This window comes from Rhizobium sp. P2_G2 (assembly GCF_056403555.1).
Window position 1 is genome coordinate 1 of the sequence record NZ_JBFUFF010000111.1, and the last position, 19,867, is coordinate 19,867.

At 60.2% G+C, this 19,867-nt stretch carries 15 protein-coding genes and 2 pseudogenes; 8 read left to right on the forward strand and 9 right to left on the reverse strand.

Going from position 1 to position 19,867, the window contains the following annotated elements:
* From AC1D06_RS36440 to AC1D06_RS36460, 5 genes are all read left to right on the forward strand, one after another.
* Window positions 1–331 (forward strand): zincin-like metallopeptidase domain-containing protein (locus tag AC1D06_RS36440; protein ID WP_477990550.1); only part of this gene is annotated, 331 nt, incomplete at its 5' end.
* Window positions 332–424: 93 nt separating this feature from the next.
* A complete protein-coding gene (locus AC1D06_RS36445) occupies window positions 425–868 on the forward strand; it encodes a hypothetical protein (protein ID WP_477990551.1) in 444 nt (147 codons plus the stop codon).
* Window positions 868–1,809 (forward strand): hypothetical protein, encoded by a 942-nt coding sequence (locus AC1D06_RS36450; protein WP_477877359.1) that lies wholly within the window; start codon window positions 868–870, stop codon window positions 1,807–1,809. The genes AC1D06_RS36445 and AC1D06_RS36450 overlap by 1 nt, the downstream gene beginning before the upstream one ends.
* Window positions 1,810–2,473: 664 nt before the next feature.
* The gene (locus AC1D06_RS36455; RefSeq protein WP_477877358.1) at window positions 2,474–2,785 is read left to right on the forward strand and encodes a DUF736 domain-containing protein; all 312 of its coding nucleotides are present in this window, start codon (window positions 2,474–2,476) and stop codon (window positions 2,783–2,785) included.
* Between the two features lie 323 nt (window positions 2,786–3,108).
* A complete protein-coding gene (locus AC1D06_RS36460) occupies window positions 3,109–3,282 on the forward strand; it encodes a hypothetical protein (protein ID WP_477877357.1) in 174 nt (57 codons plus the stop codon).
* A gap of 302 nt (window positions 3,283–3,584) precedes the next feature.
* On the opposite strand, the gene AC1D06_RS36465 is transcribed toward AC1D06_RS36460, so the two are convergent.
* The 6 genes and pseudogenes from AC1D06_RS36465 to AC1D06_RS36490 form a co-directional block, all read right to left on the reverse strand.
* The gene (locus tag AC1D06_RS36465) at window positions 3,585–4,745 is read right to left on the reverse strand and encodes an IS110 family RNA-guided transposase (RefSeq protein ID WP_477990552.1); all 1,161 of its coding nucleotides are present in this window, start codon (window positions 4,743–4,745) and stop codon (window positions 3,585–3,587) included.
* A 308-nt stretch (window positions 4,746–5,053) separates the two neighbouring features.
* Window positions 5,054–5,293: pseudogene (locus AC1D06_RS36470) on the reverse strand (WGR domain-containing protein); the annotation flags it as partial.
* Between the two features lie 245 nt (window positions 5,294–5,538).
* Complete coding sequence (locus tag AC1D06_RS36475; RefSeq protein WP_477877355.1) at window positions 5,539–6,339, reverse strand: IclR family transcriptional regulator; 801 nt, start codon at window positions 6,337–6,339, stop codon at window positions 5,539–5,541.
* Window positions 6,340–6,349: 10 nt separating this feature from the next.
* Window positions 6,350–8,407, reverse strand: a complete 2,058-nt coding sequence (locus AC1D06_RS36480; protein WP_477990553.1) for an oxidoreductase — start codon at window positions 8,405–8,407, stop codon at window positions 6,350–6,352.
* Complete coding sequence (locus tag AC1D06_RS36485; protein WP_477877353.1) at window positions 8,404–9,648, reverse strand: Tm-1-like ATP-binding domain-containing protein; 1,245 nt, start codon at window positions 9,646–9,648, stop codon at window positions 8,404–8,406. Before AC1D06_RS36485 ends, AC1D06_RS36480 begins: the two co-directional genes overlap by 4 nt.
* A gap of 31 nt (window positions 9,649–9,679) precedes the next feature.
* Complete coding sequence (locus AC1D06_RS36490) at window positions 9,680–12,157, reverse strand: GcvT family protein (RefSeq protein WP_477877352.1); 2,478 nt, start codon at window positions 12,155–12,157, stop codon at window positions 9,680–9,682.
* A 480-nt stretch (window positions 12,158–12,637) separates the two neighbouring features.
* Between AC1D06_RS36490 and AC1D06_RS36495 the strand changes: the two genes are divergently transcribed.
* The 3 genes from AC1D06_RS36495 (at window position 12,638) to AC1D06_RS36505 (ending at window position 16,374) form a co-directional block, all read left to right on the forward strand.
* On the forward strand, window positions 12,638–13,459 hold the full coding sequence (locus AC1D06_RS36495) for an IclR family transcriptional regulator (RefSeq protein ID WP_477990554.1): 822 nt from the start codon (window positions 12,638–12,640) through the stop codon (window positions 13,457–13,459).
* A 281-nt stretch (window positions 13,460–13,740) separates the two neighbouring features.
* Window positions 13,741–15,180: an APC family permease gene (locus AC1D06_RS36500; protein WP_477990555.1), complete on the forward strand. Its 1,440-nt coding sequence runs from the start codon at window positions 13,741–13,743 to the stop codon at window positions 15,178–15,180.
* 162 nt (window positions 15,181–15,342) lie between these two features.
* Window positions 15,343–16,374 (forward strand): GlxA family transcriptional regulator, encoded by a 1,032-nt coding sequence (locus AC1D06_RS36505; RefSeq protein WP_477990556.1) that lies wholly within the window; start codon window positions 15,343–15,345, stop codon window positions 16,372–16,374.
* 101 nt (window positions 16,375–16,475) lie between these two features.
* Here the strand turns inward: AC1D06_RS36505 and AC1D06_RS36510 are convergent.
* The 3 genes and pseudogenes from AC1D06_RS36510 to traG form a co-directional block, all read right to left on the reverse strand.
* Window positions 16,476–16,742: pseudogene (locus AC1D06_RS36510) on the reverse strand (SAM-dependent methyltransferase); the annotation flags it as partial.
* A gap of 416 nt (window positions 16,743–17,158) precedes the next feature.
* On the reverse strand, window positions 17,159–18,205 hold the full coding sequence (locus tag AC1D06_RS36515; RefSeq protein ID WP_477877348.1) for an IS110 family RNA-guided transposase: 1,047 nt from the start codon (window positions 18,203–18,205) through the stop codon (window positions 17,159–17,161).
* A gap of 201 nt (window positions 18,206–18,406) precedes the next feature.
* A partial coding sequence (traG, locus tag AC1D06_RS36520) for a Ti-type conjugative transfer system protein TraG (RefSeq protein WP_477990557.1) occupies window positions 18,407–19,867 on the reverse strand: 1,461 nt, incomplete at its 5' end.

Here is a 19,867-nt window from a genome sequence, read left to right on the forward strand (position 1 = left end):
GTACGTGGCCACGCTCAGCCATGAAGCAACGCACTGGACGGCGCCATCCTTCCGCGTCGGACGCGACCTGAGCCGATATGCCAAGGACAAGACCGAACGAGCCCGCGAGGAATTGATTGCGGAGCTTGGCAGTTGCTTTCTCTGCGCCGATCTCGGCATCGCTCCCGAACTGCAACCGCGACCGGACCACGCCTCGTACCTTCAATCCTGGTTGACGATACTTTCGGACGATAAGCGGGCGATCTTCCAGGCGGCCGCGCATGCTCAGCGCGCCGTCGCCTACCTGCACAGCCTGCAGCCTGCCGTCTCCGAAGAGCGGGAGGCTGCATGATGGCCGTTCTTCCTTCTTCCCGCCTGCTGATCCTTGCCTGCTCCGCGACCAAACGCGACGGTCCAAAATATATGCCGGCGATCGATCGCTATGATGGTCCGCTGTGGCGGACACTTCGCGCCTGGCGAAAAGGCACAAGTCGCGTTTCTTTCGGCCCATCTCGGGTTTCGAGAGGCCAAGACGCCGATCGAAATCTACGGCGTGCGCATGACCGAAACGATCGCCGCGGCGATGAAGGCGGGCGGGCTCGGAACACGCTGGCCCCGCCCTCGCAGTCAGCGCCGCGTGATGCCGGATAGCGAGCATCCGGGCATGCATATCGGCAGCATGACAGCTTTGGCGAGGCGTCCCTTCACCGAGGTGGCTCTGGTCGGCGGACATCTCTGTCTCGATGTGATGCGGCACCTCGTGGGCCTGTTCCGTGAACACGGGCATGTCATAGCCGAGGCCCGTGTCGTCGAGATCAATAGACCCATCGGACGGATGCGCCGTGACCTGCGCCTTTGGCTTGAGGGGGACCTCGAGGAGCACATCTGATGCTCTACATTCCGACGAACTCGGAGGAGGTGGAGCCCACCTCCTCGATCCGCCTGCGCGTTCTATCGCTCGGCGCCGGTGTGCAATCCACCACGCTCGCTTTGATGGCCGCGCATTGCGAAATCGGTCCGATGCCGGACTGCGCCATATTCGCCGACACCGGCTGGGAGCCGCAGGCCGTCTACGAGCATCTGGACTGGTTGGCCTCCGGCAACGTTCTTCCCTTCCCCATCCATCGCGTTTCGGCAGGCAGCATCCGCGACGATCTCCTCAACGCTGGAACCGGAGGCCGGTGGGCCACGATCCCGGCCTTCACCCGCACGGTGACGCCGGCGGGTTCGGTCACTCCGGTCGTCGACGCGGGCGAGGACGGCCAGATCGTTGTGATTGGATCACGTCGTGCTGGCGCGGAGGCGGTCTCAATCGGGATGATCCGCCGGCAATGCACGACGGATTACAAGATCGTCCCCATACGACGAAAGGTCCGGGAACTGGCTGGACTCACGCGCCGGCGCCCCCCGAATTATCCCGTCGTCGAGCAATGGATCGGCATTTCGCTCGGCGAGATCATTCGTATGAAACCAAGCCGCGAAGCCTGGCAGATCAATCGCTGGCCGCTCATCGAGCGGCGCTTGACGAGACGCGATTGCTTGGCTTGGTTGCGGCGGCACGAATATCCGGAGCCGCCGAAATCCGCCTGCATCGGATGTCCCTTCCATGATGATCGCCGCTGGCGGGATAACCGCGACCATGATCCTGCCGCGTGGACCGAAGCAATCGCGGTCGACCGGGCAATTCGGACAGGGCTGCGCGGCATCCGGGGCGAGGTATTTCTTCACCGCTCCGCAGTGCCGTTGGATCAGGTGGACCTTTCGACCGCTGCCGACCACGGCCAGCTCGATTTGTTCGGCAATGAGTGCGAGGGCATGTGCGGCGTCTGAAACGGGTGGCCGCATCTAGCACACTGGCGACCGGATTTTGACGCGGGAAAGACCGCCTTCGCGCAGGAAACGGAGATCGGCGCGGTGCCGGGTGCGCCGTGCCCGACAGCATGACGGCCTCGCCCTCGGTCAGCCAACGCACCACATCGGAGTGGGACAGCAGGGCACGGAATACGATCCTGTGAGCGTCGCGGCTCGACTGTCTCGGCGAGGTCGAGGCGCTCATGACGCCGGCGGCACCGGCATCGGCCTGCCGCAAGGGTTCGTTCCAGCGGTGGCAAGACGGCGATTGCGAACCGCGCGGTGATCGAGGCTCCCAACGACGTCGCCAAAGATCGCATCCCAAGCCTGTTGAGGTGTGCACCGAGAAACCCGCCATTCCCGATACCCTCCCGGTTCGACCGACAGGGCGCGGCCAACACGTCCTCGATGTGGCATGTCTGATCGGAGAGCGGCTGCGCCTCGATCGTCCTCCCGCAACAGCCGTGCCCTGCTTTTTTCCGCCGCGCGCAGGCGCGCTTTGCATCGCGAAGCACAAAAAGCATGTCCCGGCTGCCCTCCACGCTGTTCCGGCCCAAGGGTGCGGTCCGATCGTCCCCGATCCCTTCGACAGCCATCGAGGTCGCGATGGTCGCGACCCGAACAACCCGGAAGGACCTCGAAAATGGCTATCATCGGCGAATTCACCACCAACGGCAACGCAATCACCGGCAACGTCCGTACCCTCACGGTCTCCATGAAGGCCCGCCTCAACCCCATCGAGCGTACCTCCCGCGACGCTCCCGACTTCCGCATCATGTCAGGTGCTGCCGAAGTGGGCGCTGCCTGGAACCAGATCTCGACCGACGGCGAGCCCTACATCTCCGTCAAGCTCGACGACCCGAGCTTCCCCGCCCCCATCAACGCGGCGCTGTGGCCGGCCGAAAAGGAAGGCGAGTACAGCCTGGTCTGGAACCGCCCGAAGCGGGACGCCTGATTGGCCCCGAGGTCCCGCCGCCAAGGCGGGGCCTCTCCGTTGCCTGTTGTTGAAGCAGGAGCCGGGCATCGAGCCCGTCCCTGCTTCCCGGTCGCGATACGGTGGGGTGGGATGTCTGCTCAGATCCGTCTATCTTGCCGGGAAGGGATGGCGGCCTCAAGGACGAGCGGTACCCCCAATTTTGCCTCCGCTTCGGTGCCCTCCACTCCAACAAAATCGGCTCCCCCACTCGCCGCCGCTGGCGGTCGCTCGCGCGATCCTTGACCCCGCCATCCCGTCCCGCCGCCGATCGTCGTCTTTCACGAAATCAAGGAGATGAGACGATGACCATCGAACAACACATCGAGGAACTGCGGGCCGAACTCAGGAACGCATACGATACTGCCGAACGCCGCCAGATCGAGGTGGAGTTCGAACTCGCTAAGGCCGATCTCGTTGTCATGCTGGCTGAGCAGGAGGGCGCCATTGAAGCCGAGCCGCCCTCACATGAGGAATGAGGTGTCAATATCCTTTTTCCGGTAGCTCGTGCTAATCCTACTCTACATCCAAGGCTTGAGCCCAATTCGATAACGCAGCTCTGTTCCTGAGCCGTATCAACCTCACATACGGTCGCCACTCCAGGTGGCTGCACCAATATCCCGCATTCGGCGGGCACAGGGCTCAGGTGAACGGGACCATTCTTTTGATCGGTGGTTAAGCCACGGGCGGCTCCGGTCCGTTCGCCTGGATCCTTCAGGACTGATCGGGGCCTGAGGATAGGAATAGCATCACAACTGGTAAAGGATATTCAGCTTCACCACTACGAAGACTTCATGACGGCACCCTCGATGATGATACCCGCGGTGACGAATTTCCAGATCGCGACCAAAAGCTTCCGTGYCAATGCCACGATAGCGGTCTTGCGACGCCGCCCGCCGTCGTGCGTCACTCGTTGCTGAAACCAACGGGCGAGCGCCGAATTAGGCTGATGACGAAGCCAAAGCCAGGCAAGCTGGACCATCGTTGTTCGCAGCCTCGGGTTTCCTGCTTTCGACACTCCTTGCTCGCGGTCAATCGTGCCGCTCTGCCATGGTGATGGCGCCAAACCTGCGTAGGCAGCAATCTGCCTGCGGTTGTCAAAGCTGCGGAAAAGGCCTTCCGCATGGAGGACCGCAGCGAACTCTGAGCCGATCCCTCTGAGGTTGAGAAGCGTTGCCCCGAATTCTGGTGTTTGCTCGGCTTGGGCCTTCAACATGGCGTCGCGCTCCGCCTCGACGCTCTTGATCTGTTGCAAAAGCAGTTCCAGGCGTTCGATTTCGCGAACAACCTGAGCCTTGAGATGAGAAGGCAAAGCGCGTCCATCACCTGTCCGGAGATCATCAAGTCGTTCACGACGGTCACGGCGCAGCGGCTCGTAGCCGCGGATGCCTTGGTTGAAGAGCAATCCTTTTATGCGATTAACATGGAGGCTTTGTTCCGCAATCAGCGTTTTGCGCTCGCGTCCAATCCGTCGTTGATCCTCCTGTTCGTATGTCGGAACCCTCACCATAGAACAAACACGCGGCTCGCCGCGTTTCCAAGCCATCAACGTGCGAACCAAACTCTCTCCGTCTAGCCGATCGGTCTTGGCTCGACGATGTTGACGCGAAACCGCAACCGAGGCGGCGTCGACAATGTGGCTTTCGATCCATTCTTCGCGGTTCAACTGTCTGTCTATCCAGAAGCCGTCAAGGCCAGCCTCCTGCACCACAATCAACGGATATGCTTCGCCCTCGCGCGCAAGGACCTTCTTCCGCAGCTCGATCAAGCGAGAAAGCAGGCCGGTGATATCGCCGGCTGGCATGCTATGACGTGACATCTTCTCGCTGCCTGGCGCAATCGACGTCATCAGCCAGGTCGACTTGCTAAGTTCTAGTGAGACAAAGATCGCGCCAAGGTCCATCCGGATCGCGGCGGGTGTATACGTTTTATCTGCTGGCATCTTRGTCATCTCCGTGGAGTTTAAAGCCAGCCGATTTTGCCACAGACCGCAGCGCTGGCTATTCCTCATGGGATCTTTTGAGGCGGCCAACTTTTTTGGCGCATGAGCCGGCCGGCCGGATCGACCGGCCGCCCGGCTGTCAGGGATTTTGCCCCTCGACGCTCCCCGGGCAGCTCCGCCGGGTATGGTCGCGTTCCCTCCGGGTCCGCGTGAAATCGAGGTTAGATAGCTTCGAGACGGACTGGAACCGGCGCCGGTGAAGCGCTTTCCTGGCCGCTCCGACGGGCCATTTCATATTGACATGGAGGGCGCGGGCGGTAGCCGCGCTTTCGTTTCTGCCGGAGCAGATCCAGGAACAGACGGACCGCTTCCTCCTCCCGGCCGAAATGATGGACCATCATCTGTCCCTTGGTTCCGATCCGGCCCCATTTACGCAGCAGGCAGATGTCCCCGAACAGGTTCGGCTCGATCGACATGGCGTAGTAGCGGGCCATGTTTTTCGATACATCGGAGCGTTCGACATAAAGGTGATAGGGCTGTGAGATCATGAGCCCAGAATCGTCGATGTCGGCAATCTCGTCCAACGACACTTATGAATCGGTGGGCATGGATCGATTCATATCGGTGATGATTTTGTGGATATCGTATAGGCGCACGGCTCTATTCGCTACGCTCACGAAGCCCGCAGACGGTCTCCGTTAGTTCGGGTGACGATCCTCTCGCGGCGGGACCCAATCGCTTCCGGTTTGCGCCAATTGCGGTCATTCCGCCCGGAGGCGCAGAGCGTTCATGATCAGCAGGAACGCCGCCGAGGTCTGGAGCTCTGCGCGGGGTCAGTGCCGCTCGATCTCTTGTCCCCACAAATGACGGTCGACAACTCCCTTGCCGCTCTGCCGACTTTGCTCCCAAACTCCAAGACCTTGGTCTCCGAAACTCGTTCGACGGGCGCGGCTATCGATATCGCTCCAATGCAGCTGCCGCCCGATCCAGTCAAGGCGGCCGCAGTGCTGATCACGCCGACATCGAGTCCTTGTTTGTTGCAGGAGAATCCCGCCACCCTAGCATCGAAAACCGCCCTCTTGATCAGTTCCGGTGCAGTCACCGTGTGTTCTGTGTACGTTAGAAGTTGGCACGACAGAACGTCGTCGACGAATTGGTCCGGCTGCGCCGCGAGGAAAGCCACGCCCGAAGCAGTGGCGTGCAACGGAAGATCACTCCCAACGTCGACCGCCACCCGGTTCGCCTGTGTCGAGTTTCGGAAATATACTATGGACAGCGAGCGACCGTTATACTCCGACAGGTGGACGGTCTCGCCGACATCTTCTGCCAGTCTGTCCACGTAAGGGATGGCGCTCCTCAACAGCGGGTACCGGTCTTCCCTTATCCGCGCAAGACGCAGCGGCGCTGCGCCCAGCCTGTACTTTCGATCCCCACGGAGATGTTCGACGTAACCGTGCCGCTCCAGCGCCAAAAGGAAGCGCCTTGCCGTCGCGCTGTCCATTGACGCAAGCTCGGCTAGCTCCGTCAGCCCAGCTTCGCCCGACAAGCGGGACAGCACATCCAACATGTGAAGAGCCTTGTCGATCGTGCTCATCGGACGTCCATCAAATGAACAGGATTGGGGCTTCCCGCCTGAAGATGCCATCCCTGGGTTCGGTCCCGAGATATTCTCTGGCAACGCGATGTCCTGAGAAGACTGCCGATTGAATGATCCCCGGAGCCAACGCGTCCCCGATCAGGGAGCAGGATAGCCCGGCCAGYCGGAGTTCGTCGGCAAGGTGGGTGTTCGGAGACCGAGCGGTGACCGAGATCAACGCCTTCGCTTCTATCGAACGCAGTGGCTCATCGGTGTCCGATCGTTTCACAGTGAGCACGTTCCCGCTCCAAGAGACAGCCGTCGTGTTTGGATACATCCGCACGCCCGCCTCCACCATCGCGGCTAGAACCCGAGGCTGTTCGAGTGTGTATCCCATCCAGGCAGCGATTGACGGCAGCGGACAGACCAGATGGACTTCGACGCCTCGCGCAGCCAGGTGCTCCGCAATCACATTGCCCATGTAATAGTGGTCATCGTCGTAGACGATGATGGGACCATCGACCTCGCGGCCGTCGAGGATGTCGTCGGGCGTCAAGACGGTGCTTTCAAATCCGGGAACGGGCGAATATCGACTCCTTCCCAAGCCGTCGTTCCGCCACGACGAGCCTGTCGCGACAAAGATGTGGTCTGGCTCGAACTCGCGAGCGACATCGACGCCGATCTCGCTGCCGAGGAAAATCGCCACGTTACCCATCTGTTGGAGTTGATAGAGGCGGTAGTCGCGAACGCGGCTCCAAGCCGCCAGTCCTTTGAGGCGGCTCTCTTTCGAGACCCTCCCTCCGGCTTCCRTCGCCTTCTCGGCGATCGTCACAGTGTGACCCGCGCGAGCGAGAGTGAGGGCGCACTCCAGGCCAGCGGGACCGCTCCCAACCACGAGAACATTGGTAGGTTCGGCTACTTTCGGAATCTTCTCCGGGTGCCACCCGCGCCGCCACTCCTCGCTCATGGTGGGGTTCTGCGTSCATCTCAAGGGGATCGAATAGGCGTCGGACGCAACGCAAATATTGCAGCCGATACATTCGCGAACTTCATCTATCCTGCCCTCCCGAATTTTGCGAGGCAGGAAAGGGTCGGCGATCGACGGACGAGCACCACCGATGAGATCAAGAACGCCGCGTCTGATCTGGCTGACCATGGCGTCTGCTGACGTGAAGCGCCCTACCCCGACGACGGGCTTGGTCGTCACCTTCTTCACGAAACTGGTGAACTCCTCCTGCGAGCCTTCGGGATCGAAGCGCGAGGTCCCCGAGTCACGGCTCCATCCGGCGACATTGACGTCCCACAGGTCGGGTATTTCGGCGAGACGCTCGACGACGTCACGCCCTTCGCCCGTATTCAGAATCGCCTTGGGGCCCGACAGCTCATGAACAGCAAATCTGATCGCGACGGCGATGTCGTCTCCCGCTTCCTCCTTGGCGTCTTCCAACACCTCCCTGAGAAGGCGGACGCGGTTCTCGAAGTTGCCTCCATACTCGTCTGTTCGGTGGTTGTAGACAGGCGTCAAAAAATGCCAGAGAACCGAGGCGTCGTGCGCGGCGTAGACATAGACGATGTCGTACCCGGCTTCCTTTGCTCTCTGGACAGCCGCGCGGTAGCTCCGGCGCAAAGCCGCGATGTCGCTCTTGTCCATCGCCTTGCTTTGAACGGGCACCTCAGGTTTGAGCACTGGCAGGCTCGAAGGACCGAGCACGGGGTACCCGTTGGCGAGACCGCGGGATCGCAGACCACTGTGGGCGATCTCGATGGCGGACAAAGACCCGTGCTCCCGAATCTTCTCTGTGAGGCGAGCATGGCTACGCACATCGACCTCGTCCCAGAATTTCTCGATCGGGAGATTTGAGATGTCGGATGACGGGTCAATTTCCGCGAGCTGCATGCAGACGGTGCCCCACCCGCCCTCCGCCTTCATCGCGCGCATGCCGATAGAACCGTTGGGCATCAGGGGAGAATGGCCTGTGGCGTGAGGGACGGCGAAGAAGCGGTTCGGTGCGATCTTGGGACCAATTCGAACGGCTTCAAACAACACCGCGTATCGGGCATCCACCGGATTGGGATGTACTGTCATGCCGTGGTCCTTCTTATGATCTTGGCAGCGACCCATTCATCGAAAATCTTGAGGACGGCGTCGGCGAAGGCGGCGTCGTTGATATGCGCGTCGATCTCGGTCATCTGGACGCGATCTTTCGCCACGGTTCGCATCTCGTCCAAGAAGGCCGCGAAACCCTCGGGGTCGTGGGCTGGCTGTCCTTCACGGTCCCATTCCTCGACGCCGAGGATCGGAAGAACGAGATGCACAGGACCCGTCGCCTGCGCCAATCGGTCGACGATTTCGCGCGCGGTGTGGCGACGTTCTTCCGGGTTGAGGGCCGCGGAAGCTATAAGCCTGTTGTGCGCGTGGTAAGGTCGGTCGGCGAAACGCTCTGGCACGCCCTGCCAAGCCGGAAAGTCGATCAAGTCGACGCATCCCGGTGCGACCAGCTGGGGTATGCCCTTCCGTCCGGCCGAAAGAAGTCGGTCCCTCCCACCGTTGATGATCGATCCTACCAGGAGGTTGCCTAATTCGGGCAGCGCGAAATCCATGACTGCGGCGAAGTATCCTTGCGACGCCAGGTTTTCGAAGGCCATGCCTCCCATGCCGGTCGCGTGGAACACCGCCAACTCGAAGCCGCGCTTTTCGAGCGGCTCCTTCAGGCGCTTCATGTATGACAGGCACGAACTGCCAAGGCTCGTCATTCCGATGACAGGGCGTTGTTTGTTCGGAGGCTCGACGGCGCGTACAGCGCCGACCACCGCCCCCGCGGCTTGACTGAGTGACGACTTGCAGATCGAGTTCAATCCGTAGAGCCCGCCCGCCCACAGGATCATCTGGACATCCGGGGCAAGTCTGTCTGCCGGGATGAGTGGCGAGAAGGATACCGTCGAGACCACATATTTCGGGACGCCGAGGGGCAGCGCTCTTGCGCAGTCGAGTGCTAAGTCGGTCCCCATGGTACCGCCCATGGCAATCAAACCGTCGATCCTACCCTCGGCGAATAATTTGGATGTGATCAAGCTCGCTCCGGCGGCCATGATTTGCATGGCGCTGTTTTCATCGCCCGACTCGATCACCTGCTGGATCGTCGATCCAGCCGCATTCGCTACTTCGAACTTGCTGATCTTCGTAGAGACCTTGGCCTCGCCCAGTACGCTGACATCCATCGCGATGACTTTAGCACCCTGGCTGCGGATGCGCTCCTCAAGATAGAGAAGCTCGTCCGACTTGGTGTCGTAGGTTCCTACGATGAGGATTGACTTGCTGTCTTCCATTGTTAGTTCCCGCTCGTTTTTTTGGAGTTCGTCAGCTACGCATGCGCTCGCCTTTGGCGTCGTAGAGCGGTTGAAGTTGGACGGTGACCGGATACCGCCGGCCGGCGATCTGGACCTCAAAGCATCCCTCGTCCAACCACGTCTTCGACACGCCCTCCTCGTTGTGGAGGCTGGCCAATCCAATCATTCGTTCAAGTCGGTACCCCCAGCCTCCGGAGGTCACATGGCCTACGAGTCGATCACCAAGCCAGATCGGCTCATTGTGAATGAGATAGGGTCCGTTCTTCACGTCCGCCTGGTCGACGGCGATCGAGACCGTACGGAACTTCGTGGCCACACCGTCCGCCTTCTGCTTGGCAAGTGCTTCCCGTCCAAGGAAGGGATCGCATTTCGACAGATCGACGGCAAAACCGAGGCCCGTTTCATACGGCGTGTCGTCTTCGCCGATGTCATGGCCGAAGTGCCTGAAGCCCTTTTCCAACCTGCAACTGCCCATGGCGAACATGCCCATATGGCGGAGGCCATGCGGTTTCCCGGCCTTGATCAGAGCTTCGTAGACCCCATGCGAAAACTCCGTCGAGATCAACAATTCATAGCCGAGCTCGCCGACAAACGATCGTCGAATTGCCCAAACTCGGGCATAAGCGAGATCGATCTCTCTGGCAGCCCCGAAGGGAAACGCGTCGTTACCCAGATCGTCTGAGGAGATCGATCCAAGGATATGGCGCGAATTCGGGCCATGCAACGTCAGCAGCGCATACGCTGAAGTCGCGTCAAAGACTTCGAACCGCCAAGACCTGTCGGCGTGCGCTTCGATCCAGGCGTGGTCGCGAACCTGGCTTGGATGTCCCGTGACCAAAAGAAACCGTTCCGAAGCGATCCGGGTTACGGTGACATCAGCCTCGATTCCCCCCCGTGGATTGAGAAACTGCGTATAAACCGACGTCCCAACGGAAACATCGAGCTGGGCACCGCACACATGGTTCAACGCCCTCACGGCGTCGGGACCTTGCACGATGAGCTTCCCATACATCGACTGGTCCAGAATGACCGCCGCGTCACGAGCAGCGGCGCATTCCGCGGCAACCGACGTCGACCAGTATTGCTCGCCGATCGAAGGTTTGTCCTGCCAGCCTTCGCCGGAATTGTCAAAAAACATCGGAACTTCCCAGCCGATGCGCTCTGCGAAAACCGCACCGGCGGCGGAAAGCTTGTCGTGAAGAGGGACACGTCGCACACCGCGAGCGGTCTCGATCTGTCGGCCAGGCCAATGTATCCCGTAGTGAAAACCGACCGATTCACCGACACGGTCGACATTGTACCTCGTGTTGGCTTGGAACGGATGCGCACGCGAGGCCAGCATCGAGCTCATGGAGCGGCTGGGATAGCCGTCGGTGAGCCACTCGGCCATGGTGTATCCCACGCCGCCCGAGTTCAGAATCCCGTTCGAATTCATCCCTGTCGCAAGATAGAGGCCGGGCATTTCAGGCGCAGGGCCCAAATACGGACGACCGTCAACAGTGAAGGCTTCAGGTCCGTTGAAAAACGTCTTGATGCCCATCTCGGCGAGCGCAGGCATGCGAGCGAAGATGGTTTCGAGGACGGGTTCGACGTGTTCCATGTCGAAAGGCAGTTCATCGAATTCGAAGTCTTCGGGAATGCCGTCCTGAGCCCACGCCTTGCCCCTGGCCTCGAAGCCGCCGATCAGGAGCTTGCCAGCATCCTCTTTCCAGTAGGTGCGCTCTTCCTGGACGACGAGACATGGCAAAGTGCGAGGCAGGTCAGGAACGGCCTCGGTCACAATGTAGAAATGCTCCGCAGCGTGAAGCGGCACGGTCACCCCGTGCTTCTTGGCAAAGCGGGCGGACCACATGCCTCCGGCGAGCAGTACTTTTTCAGTGGCAATGACACCTCTATCGGTTTCGACGCCGACGACGCGGCCGTTCCTCGTCAGGATTTTGATCGCCACGGTGTTTTCGAATATCATGGACCCGTTGTTCTTCGCGCCTCGCGCCATGGCCTGCGTGACATCCAGCGGATTTACCTGGCCGTTGGAAGGCACGAAGAAACCACCCTTCACCCCCTCGTAGCTGACGAGAGGCCACAATTCCTTCAGTTCCGGGATCGACAGCATATGACTCTCGATCTCCATCCTCCTCGCATGATCGTGGTTTCGCAGGAGTTGCTCCATGCGGATGTCGGAAAGTGCGAGGTGCAAGGTGCCGTTCTGCTTGTACCCGGTCGCCTGCCCGGTCTCACCCTCCAGTTCAGTGAAGAGGCGAGCGGTGTATTTCGACAAGGCGGTCTGCGCACCGGATTCCCGAAGTTGCCCAACGATACCCGCGGCATGCCAGGTCGTCCCGCTGGCAAGTTGTTTGCGCTCGATGAGGACCGCCCCCTCCACCCCCTTCTTCGCGATGTGATAGAGGGAGGATACCCCGATGATACCCCCACCGATCACGACCACCGGTGCTTTCTCGGGCAAATGCTTTTCGGTTGCGGCAGACATCAGAGCTTAATCCATGCTGTTTTGAGGTGAAGGAATTGGTGCGGCACAGACGTGGACACGTCCGCTCCGCACCCATACGGTTCAATCCGGCTGTGCGGGTCCATGGTCGGCGCACGGAGGCAGCGGTCAGCCCAAAATCCGGCTGCGCCTCCCACCATGCGACGGGGCGAGAGCGAGATTACGTCAACGGGTTTACCAGGGRCGGCCCTCACCAACCCTTTGGCAACAAGCGATCTATCCCCCGGAACTGCAGCGTCCCGGAGCCGGCCGATTTCCGACTCGTCCATTTGGGTTATTGTCCTCGTTTTCTGCGCATTCGCCGTCTCCGGCTGGCGTCCGAAAATTTCGGACAATCGCGAAGCGCATTGTGAATTTTGAGTTGACTGGCGACAATCGGTTCATTATTATCACCAGCGTTTCTAAAATCTTGCAATACGTTCGGACTTCTGTCAAGTAGCACCCAAGCACGGAGAGAAAATCGTGGCGAAACCCGAATCCGCAGAGCCTGCCCAGATGATGAAGAGTGTGGACAGGGCACTATTTTTGCTTTCGTTCTTCACGGTGCAACAACCGGAATGGGGGCTGAGCGACCTCGCGCGCAAGGCGAAAATGGATAAGGCGACAACTCTGAGGATTCTGGTGGCACTGATCCGCAATGGCTTCATCGAACAACATGCGGAGACCAAAAAGTACCGATTGGGAATCGCGGTGCTGAGGTTAGCCCGTGTCCGGGAGGCAAGCTTCCCCTTGATCGAACTCATCCGCCCGGTACTTGACCGGATCGCCGAGGAAATCGAGGAGACCGCCCACGCGACTTTGGCGACCGACGAAGCGATGATCACGGTGGCCGTGACCGAACCCAAGCGCTCGACCCGGGTGTGGGTCAACCCTTCTCAGCTCTTGCCGTTCCATGCCTCTGCGTCAGGACTGGCATATATCTCGTTCGCTTCCCAGGACAAGCAGGACTCGCTGCTCTCGGATGATCTGCCCCGGTACACGGAGACGACGGTCCGCGCGGCCGACTTGCGCGATCATCTCCAGCAAATACGTGAACGCGGATACGCTCTTGCGCCAGGCTCCTTCGAGGCGGAAGCAAGCGGTGTCGCTTCGCCAATATTCTCCTCCGATGGCTATTCTTTCGGATCGGTCGCGATCGCGGGCGTTGCCTCGAGGATGACGCCGGAGCTGCAGCGCAAGGCCGCGTATCTCGTCGTTGGCGCTTCCATCGAGATTTCGAGGGCGATCGGCGCGGAGCCGCACCCCAACATCGTTCGCGCCAAAAGGGAGCTGTCCACTGCCTGAGCCACCCGGGCTTAAACGACGGCGTAACATGGACTGTAGAGACGGCCGCGATCGGAGGTTCGTAGCCGCGAAACTTCCCTAGCAAATCGACCGTGGAGAGTCGTCTCGCCGCGGCGTTTCACGTTTCTCCTTCCGGCACGACATGCCTCTCAACCCGCTGGAAATCTTGGATGTTTTAAACGAAACTACCTTGACATCCTCAAAATTTTTCACATGATAAGTAACCATTGGTGATAATAATGAACCAATACACCGAGACACTCTAGCTAAGGGGAATTTTGATGTCACAAATTCAGGAGCCGGCTGATCGTGGCTTGCGGGCTGGCGCACTCGGTGTCGCCGCCATCACGCTCATGGTTGTGTCCGCCGTAGCACCACTCACGAACATGGCGGGGGTTCTCCCAGTCGCCATCTTGTTCGGGAACGGAACCGCCATCGTACCTGCCTTCATTCTCATGATGGTCTTGGTGCTGATCTTCTCGGTCGGGTATGTGACCATGGCCAGACACGTGCAAAATGCGGGCGCGTTCTACACGCTTATCACTCAGGGTCTCGGCAAAAGCTTGGGTGGCGCTGCCGCTCTGATCGCCCTGCTCGGCTACAACTGCATGCAGATCGGCATGTCCGGTATGTTCGGTCCGGTCTGCACCGACCTCATCAAGACATTCACAGGCCTCGATGTGCCTTGGTGGGCATTCAGCCTCGGCGCGTCGGCGCTGATCGGCGTGCTTGCTTACCGCCGCGTCGACCTCTCGGCCAAGGTACTTGGAATTTTGGTGTTGGCGGAATTCGCTGTTATCCTCATCCTTGACCTCGCGATCGTCCTGAAGGGCGTCCCGGGAGGGTTTGACCTTGCTCCGCTGTCGCTCACGGGCATGCCCAGCACGTCGGCCCTCGGCGTGACGTTCGTTTTCGCGTTCGGCTGCTACATCGGCATCGAGGCGACCACCCTCTACAGCGATGAGGCCAGGGAACCGCGCAAGACAATTCCCCGCGCCACTTACGCCGCAGTACTTCTGATTGGCGCTTTCTACTCGATCTCGACGATCTGGATTGTGGAAGCCGCCGGAACCTCGACGATCGTCAGTCAGATTCAGGCTCTCGGTGACCCGATCCAGTTCGTCTTCAACATCGCGAACCAGTATGTCGGCAATTGGCTGGCAGTCACCATGCGCGTCCTGTTCGTGACCAGCGTGTTCGCCTGCCTGCTCGCCTTCCACAATCACGTCGCCCGCTATTTCTACTACCTGGGCAAAGAAGGCATGATCCCTTCCTGGCTTGGACGAACCCACGACACCCACCAGAGCCCTCACCGCGGCACCGTCGTCCAAACGATCATCGCTCTCGCAGTCATCTCGATCTTCGCGATCGCCGGCCTCAACCCGCTGCTCACCCTCTTCGCATGGGTCGCCAACATCGCGGTGATCTGCATCATCGTGCTGATGACGCTCGTCTCGGTCGCCGTCATTGCGTACTTCGCCAAGAACCCGACCCTTGAACCAAACCAGCCCATCAAGACCAAGGTGATGCCGGCTCTCGCGACCGTCGGCTTTGCCGTGGTCGCCTACTTCGGGATTTCTGGTTTCGACATCCTGACCGGCACACCAGGCCCGCTGGCGATCGCGCTCCCGTCATTGATCCTCATCGCTGGCATCATTGGGGCCATCAGAGCGGCGACCAGGCCCGCCGCCATGGCTCGGCTAAACGCCGATCCGGCATAGGCCGACGTCGATGTTTCCGAACCCGCCATCGGCGGGTTCCTTTCTTATCCAGACCTTGCAGGTTAACCAGCCGGTCGCAGATGATTGTCGGCTTGTCCGATCCGCTCACTCCTTGTGGTGGCCTCGGCGGCGCTCTCAAACGGTAGATATGGAGGTATCGCAGTGCTCTCGACCTTGCGCCGGCACTTCAGCATATTCCTTTCTGATGGCTTCTCCCTGCTCGCGTTCACTTCCCTGACCGCCCCGCTGCGGATCGCCAACGAGGTATTGGGCCACCGAGCGTATTCTTGGGAGATTGTCGCTCAACGGGGCTCGTCGGTTCACACGAGCTGTGGGCTGCGCCTCCTGGTCGACCGTGATATCGAGGCGGCGCGGAACACAAAGGCGCACGACCGTACGCGCTTTCTTGCACTTTTGCCTGGAGACAGACGAGAGCCATTTCCAGCACGTTTGATCGCGTGGGCAAGAGAGGCGTTGACGCGTGGGGGCTCTGTGGCCGGCATCGGCCGCGGCGCGCTCATGCTCGCGGAACACGGTTTCCTCGACGGTCGCCGTTGCGCAGTGCACTGGAGCATGTTCGGGTCGAGCGTCGAGAATTTCCCCGATGTGGTGTTCTCGAGGGCGTTTTTCGAGATCGACGGGCTCCTCCACACGTGCGCAGGCGAAGCGGCCTCGTTCGATCTAGTTCTCGAAATTATCAAACAGGACTTTGGCCAGGACCTGCGGGACTCGATCAATGAGATCGCCCTTCAAGGTCGGGTCCGCGGTCGAGCCGACCGACAGGCGATGGCGCTGCACATGCGTCTGGAGAGAATATCCTCGCCGCTGCTTCCGGTCGTGAAGCTCATGGAGCGGACGGTCGCCGATCCGTTGAGCATGAAGGAACTCGTCGCTTCCTCCGGGGTGACCCGCCGTCATCTTGAACGGCTCTTCCAACTTCAAATCGGAATGACCCCAAGCATATTCTATAGACAGCTCCGCATCGAACGTGCGCATTCCCTGTTGGAAAACTCCATGATCCCACTGATCGACGTCGCGGTTGCCTCCGGGTTTGTCAGCCATTCTCACTTCACCAAGGTCTACAAGGCTTTCATGGGATGCACGCCACAGGAGACTCGGRCCGGTCGGAAGCGGGATGGTGGTTCCGTGGCTAGTTTTCGAGAACGGGCCCTTGCGATGTCCGCGGCCGCCTAGAGTGCGAACGTTATTTGCAATACCTAGGTCCACGGTATGACCAATATCCGCAATGGGCCAAGACGAGCCGAGACCTCAGGTCTCCGACGTGCCAACTGCGGTCATAGCGGATTGCGCGCGGTGACGATCCATGCCGACCGTCAATCATCACCGACCGCTCGCCGGGGTGGTCCGCGAAGGCGGCACGAACCGCAGCCGAGGCGCGGGCGCGTATGTCGTGGGGCTGATCAGCGAGCGCGCGGTAGCGGGCCGACCTCGAGCGCCATCTTCATCGCGTCGTCGATCGCCGTGTCCCGCGTCACGCCCTTGCCAAAGGGAACGCAAGCATCGAAGGGCTCGATTGCGATATCAGTGACGCCGGCCGCCGGATGCGGGAAATCCGCACGTCCGGTTTGATGAGCGGGGAAGGGAAACGGAGCGAGCCTCGCAAGGGGCCGGCCACCGCGCCCTTCCTCGACTCTACCGACGAGAATTCCCGAAATCCCGCCCGTTGGGCGGCCACTTCTCTAATCGGCGTGTTAAGGTCAAGCCCTTTTCAAGTTTCCACTTATGCGACGTTCAACGCCTCTTCGCGGCCCGTGCTTCTCTCCGGGATCGGCACACAGCCCTCCCATCATGGGGTCCAGTAGATGATGTGGTCCAATCTATGCTGCATCCTGATGAGGTTTCATCGGTATAAGCGCCGCCACGAACTCACATCACCATCGTCCGCGAAGGACGTCTTCCGCCGCCTGGCAGAACTTTGAATTCTTCTTCCCTTAGTCGCCTTGTTTGCCGAACTGGATTATGCCGCCGCCGGGGCGGTCTTCTCCTCCCGCGTCCAGCGGAATTCTGAGCCGTCCACCCACATTCGATGCATCACCACGGCAAGCCTGCGCGCCAATGCAACGGTGGCTTTCTTTCTGCCGTGCCGCTTGGCGATGTTCATCGCCCATGTTTTGAGCCAGCACCACTTCACCACACGCGTCAGCATCGTCTGTGCCGCCTCATACAGAAGCACACGCATCATGGCATCTCCGCAGAGAGAAACATGACCGACCCGGTTGCTTTCACCGGACTGGTTCAGCACAGGAGTAAGCCCCAGTACGGCTCCCACTGCCCGCGAATGGCGGAACCGGCTGGGAACGTCGATGGTCGAGACATAGGCAAGCGAGACAACCGGCCCAACCCCCGGAACCGTCATCAGCCGCCTGCAAATTTTATCATTCCTCGCCTCTTGGAGAACCTTCTTCTCCAGTTTGGCGAATTCTTCGCGCAGCTTGCGTCTCCCAGCGAGCAAAGGCTCCATAATTTCTGCCAGATCGGGGTCCGCCTCAACGAGTTCGCGAATTCTTTCTTCGAACTTGCCCCCTGAAACCTGGCCGACCTTCAATCCGAAATTGCGTAGCAGCCCGCGCATGTCGTTTTCGAAAGCTATCGCCTTTTCCTGCAACAGCGAGCGAGCCGTCAGCAAGGCGCGGCGCTTCTGGCTCGTAAGCGTCTTCACGTGTACGTCCTTGAAAAGGCCGACCCGCATCATGTGGGCAATGCCGCGTGCGTCGTTGCGGTCGCTCTTGTTCGTTTGCAGAGCCTTTAGGAACGCTTTTGTGTGACGTGTCTCGATACAGAATACCGGAAGGCCGGCCTTCGCCAGCCCTTCGAACAGCCATTGAGACATTGGTCCGGCTTCGAGGCCAACTCGTTCCAGACTAAACGCGGGATCACTCAGGATGGCGACCAGATCCTCCGGATGAGAGACTACCTTTCTCTCGCGGCAGATCTTTCCGTTTGCATCGACAATACAAACGCTTGTTTCTTTGACAGAGACGTCGAGGCCGGCGTAATGATTCATGGCTGCGCTTCACTTTCTGATGCTTGCGGCTGCTTCGTACAGACCGCGTTTTATCATCAGCTCGAAGTGCAGCGCTCTCCTTCCTTTCCGGTTGGCGAGGATGGGGCACGAAGCCGATTACCCCATCTATGCTGATTTCTCCGATACTCTTCATTTTCCCGGATCAGCCTTGCTCGTTGCACTGCGCGCCGGCCGGATCCGTCAGGCTTCGAGCGTTTTTCCGATCTTGTGAAACCGGTTCGTGCCGACGCACGCCTTCATGTCTTCGCGCCGAAACCAGATCGCGCGGCCGCAGCGAAGCGGCGGGTTCCCGGCCGTGAACACGATCTGCTCATCGGCGCGCATGCGCAGGACTTCATGGGGCTGGATCAGCGGTCTGGCTGCGAGTTGCTTCGACCGCGTCCGTGACGATCCCCTCGACTGGGAACTGCGGCTGACCTGGTCGATCTCCACCGTGGTCATGCCGCAGCGCTTCGAGATGTAGTCGGCGGTGTCCGGATCGTTGATCGCGGCGAAGGATATCCAGCTCGCGCTCTCGAACCATTTGCTCGACGCATCGCGGCCGCCGTAGGTTTCGCGCATCTGGCCGATCGACTGATAGATCATGGTGAGCGTGACGCCGTACTTGCGGCCTGCATCACGCGCGGTTTCCAGAATGCGCATGTAGCCGAGGCGTGCGACCTCATCGAGGAGGAAGAGCGCCGTACCCTTCACCGCGCCGTCGCGATTATAGATCGCGTTGAGAAACGAGCCGATGATCACCCGGGCGAGCCCGGAATGCGTCTCCAGCGTCTTCAGGTCGATGTTGATGAACACGTCGGTTTTGCCGTCCGCGAGCGCGTCGGTCGAGAAGGTCGATCCCGATACGAGCGCGGCGTAGTTGGTGTAGGATAGCCAGTGCGTTTCCTTGACCGCATTCGCGTACACGCCGGAGAAGGTTTCCGGTGTCATGTTGACGAAGGCGGCGACGTTTTCCTTCACGAAGTCCGAGTTCGAATTGTCGTAGATCTCCTGCAACCGCTCGCGCAGTTTCGGCTCGGGTTCGGCCAGATTGGAACGCACTTGACGCAAGGTCTGGTGCTCCTGGTCGGTGTGACCGGACAGGCAGACGTCGGCGATCAGCGCGGTCAACAGCTGCAAGGCCGATGCGCGGAAGAAGTCGTCGCGGACACCACGCGCACCGCCGCTATCGCTCATGATCCACGATGCGACCGAGGCGATATCCTCCTCCTTCGTCCCGCCGAAGCGACCGATCCAGTCGAGCGCGTTGAACCCCGTTTCCGGTTCCTTCGGATCGAGAATACGAATGAAGCGCGCAGCATTCTTGCGTTGTTTAAGCACCATCGGCGCCACCTCATTCGACGGATCGAGGACGACAAGGCCGCCGCCCCATTTGAGGGCCGTCGGAATTGTCACGGACGTCGTCTTGAAGCCGCCGGAACCGGCGAACACGATGCCGTGCGAGGATCCGAACGAACCGTCGAAGCACAGCAGCGGCCACTTGCCGCCGGCGCCCCAGGTCTCGGCGTTGTCGGCACGGAACGAGCGCGCTGCCGCGCTGTCTCTGTCGACCCGGTAGCGTTCGCCGATGACGATGCCACCGTTGTCGGGAAAGAGCTTTGCCGCGTCCTGCATCTTCATCCAATCGGCCTCACCGTGGAG

Bases quoted from the DNA above. Each gene is read 5' to 3' on its own strand.
- AC1D06_RS36445 (WP_477990551.1), top strand. From the start codon at position 425: ATGGTCCGCTGTGGCGGACACTTCGCGCCTGGCGAAAAGGCACAAGTC.
- AC1D06_RS36450 (WP_477877359.1), top strand. From the start codon at position 868: ATGCTCTACATTCCGACGAACTCGGAGGAGGTGGAGCCCACCTCCTCG.
- AC1D06_RS36455 (WP_477877358.1), top strand. From the start codon at position 2,474: ATGGCTATCATCGGCGAATTCACCACCAACGGCAACGCAATCACCGGC.
- AC1D06_RS36460 (WP_477877357.1), top strand. From the start codon at position 3,109: ATGACCATCGAACAACACATCGAGGAACTGCGGGCCGAACTCAGGAAC.
- AC1D06_RS36475 (WP_477877355.1), bottom strand. From the start codon at position 6,339: ATGAGCACGATCGACAAGGCTCTTCACATGTTGGATGTGCTGTCCCGC.
- AC1D06_RS36485 (WP_477877353.1), bottom strand. From the start codon at position 9,648: ATGGAAGACAGCAAGTCAATCCTCATCGTAGGAACCTACGACACCAAG.
- AC1D06_RS36490 (WP_477877352.1), bottom strand. From the start codon at position 12,157: ATGTCTGCCGCAACCGAAAAGCATTTGCCCGAGAAAGCACCGGTGGTC.
- AC1D06_RS36500 (WP_477990555.1), top strand. From the start codon at position 13,741: ATGTCACAAATTCAGGAGCCGGCTGATCGTGGCTTGCGGGCTGGCGCA.
- AC1D06_RS36515 (WP_477877348.1), bottom strand. From the start codon at position 18,205: ATGAATCATTACGCCGGCCTCGACGTCTCTGTCAAAGAAACAAGCGTT.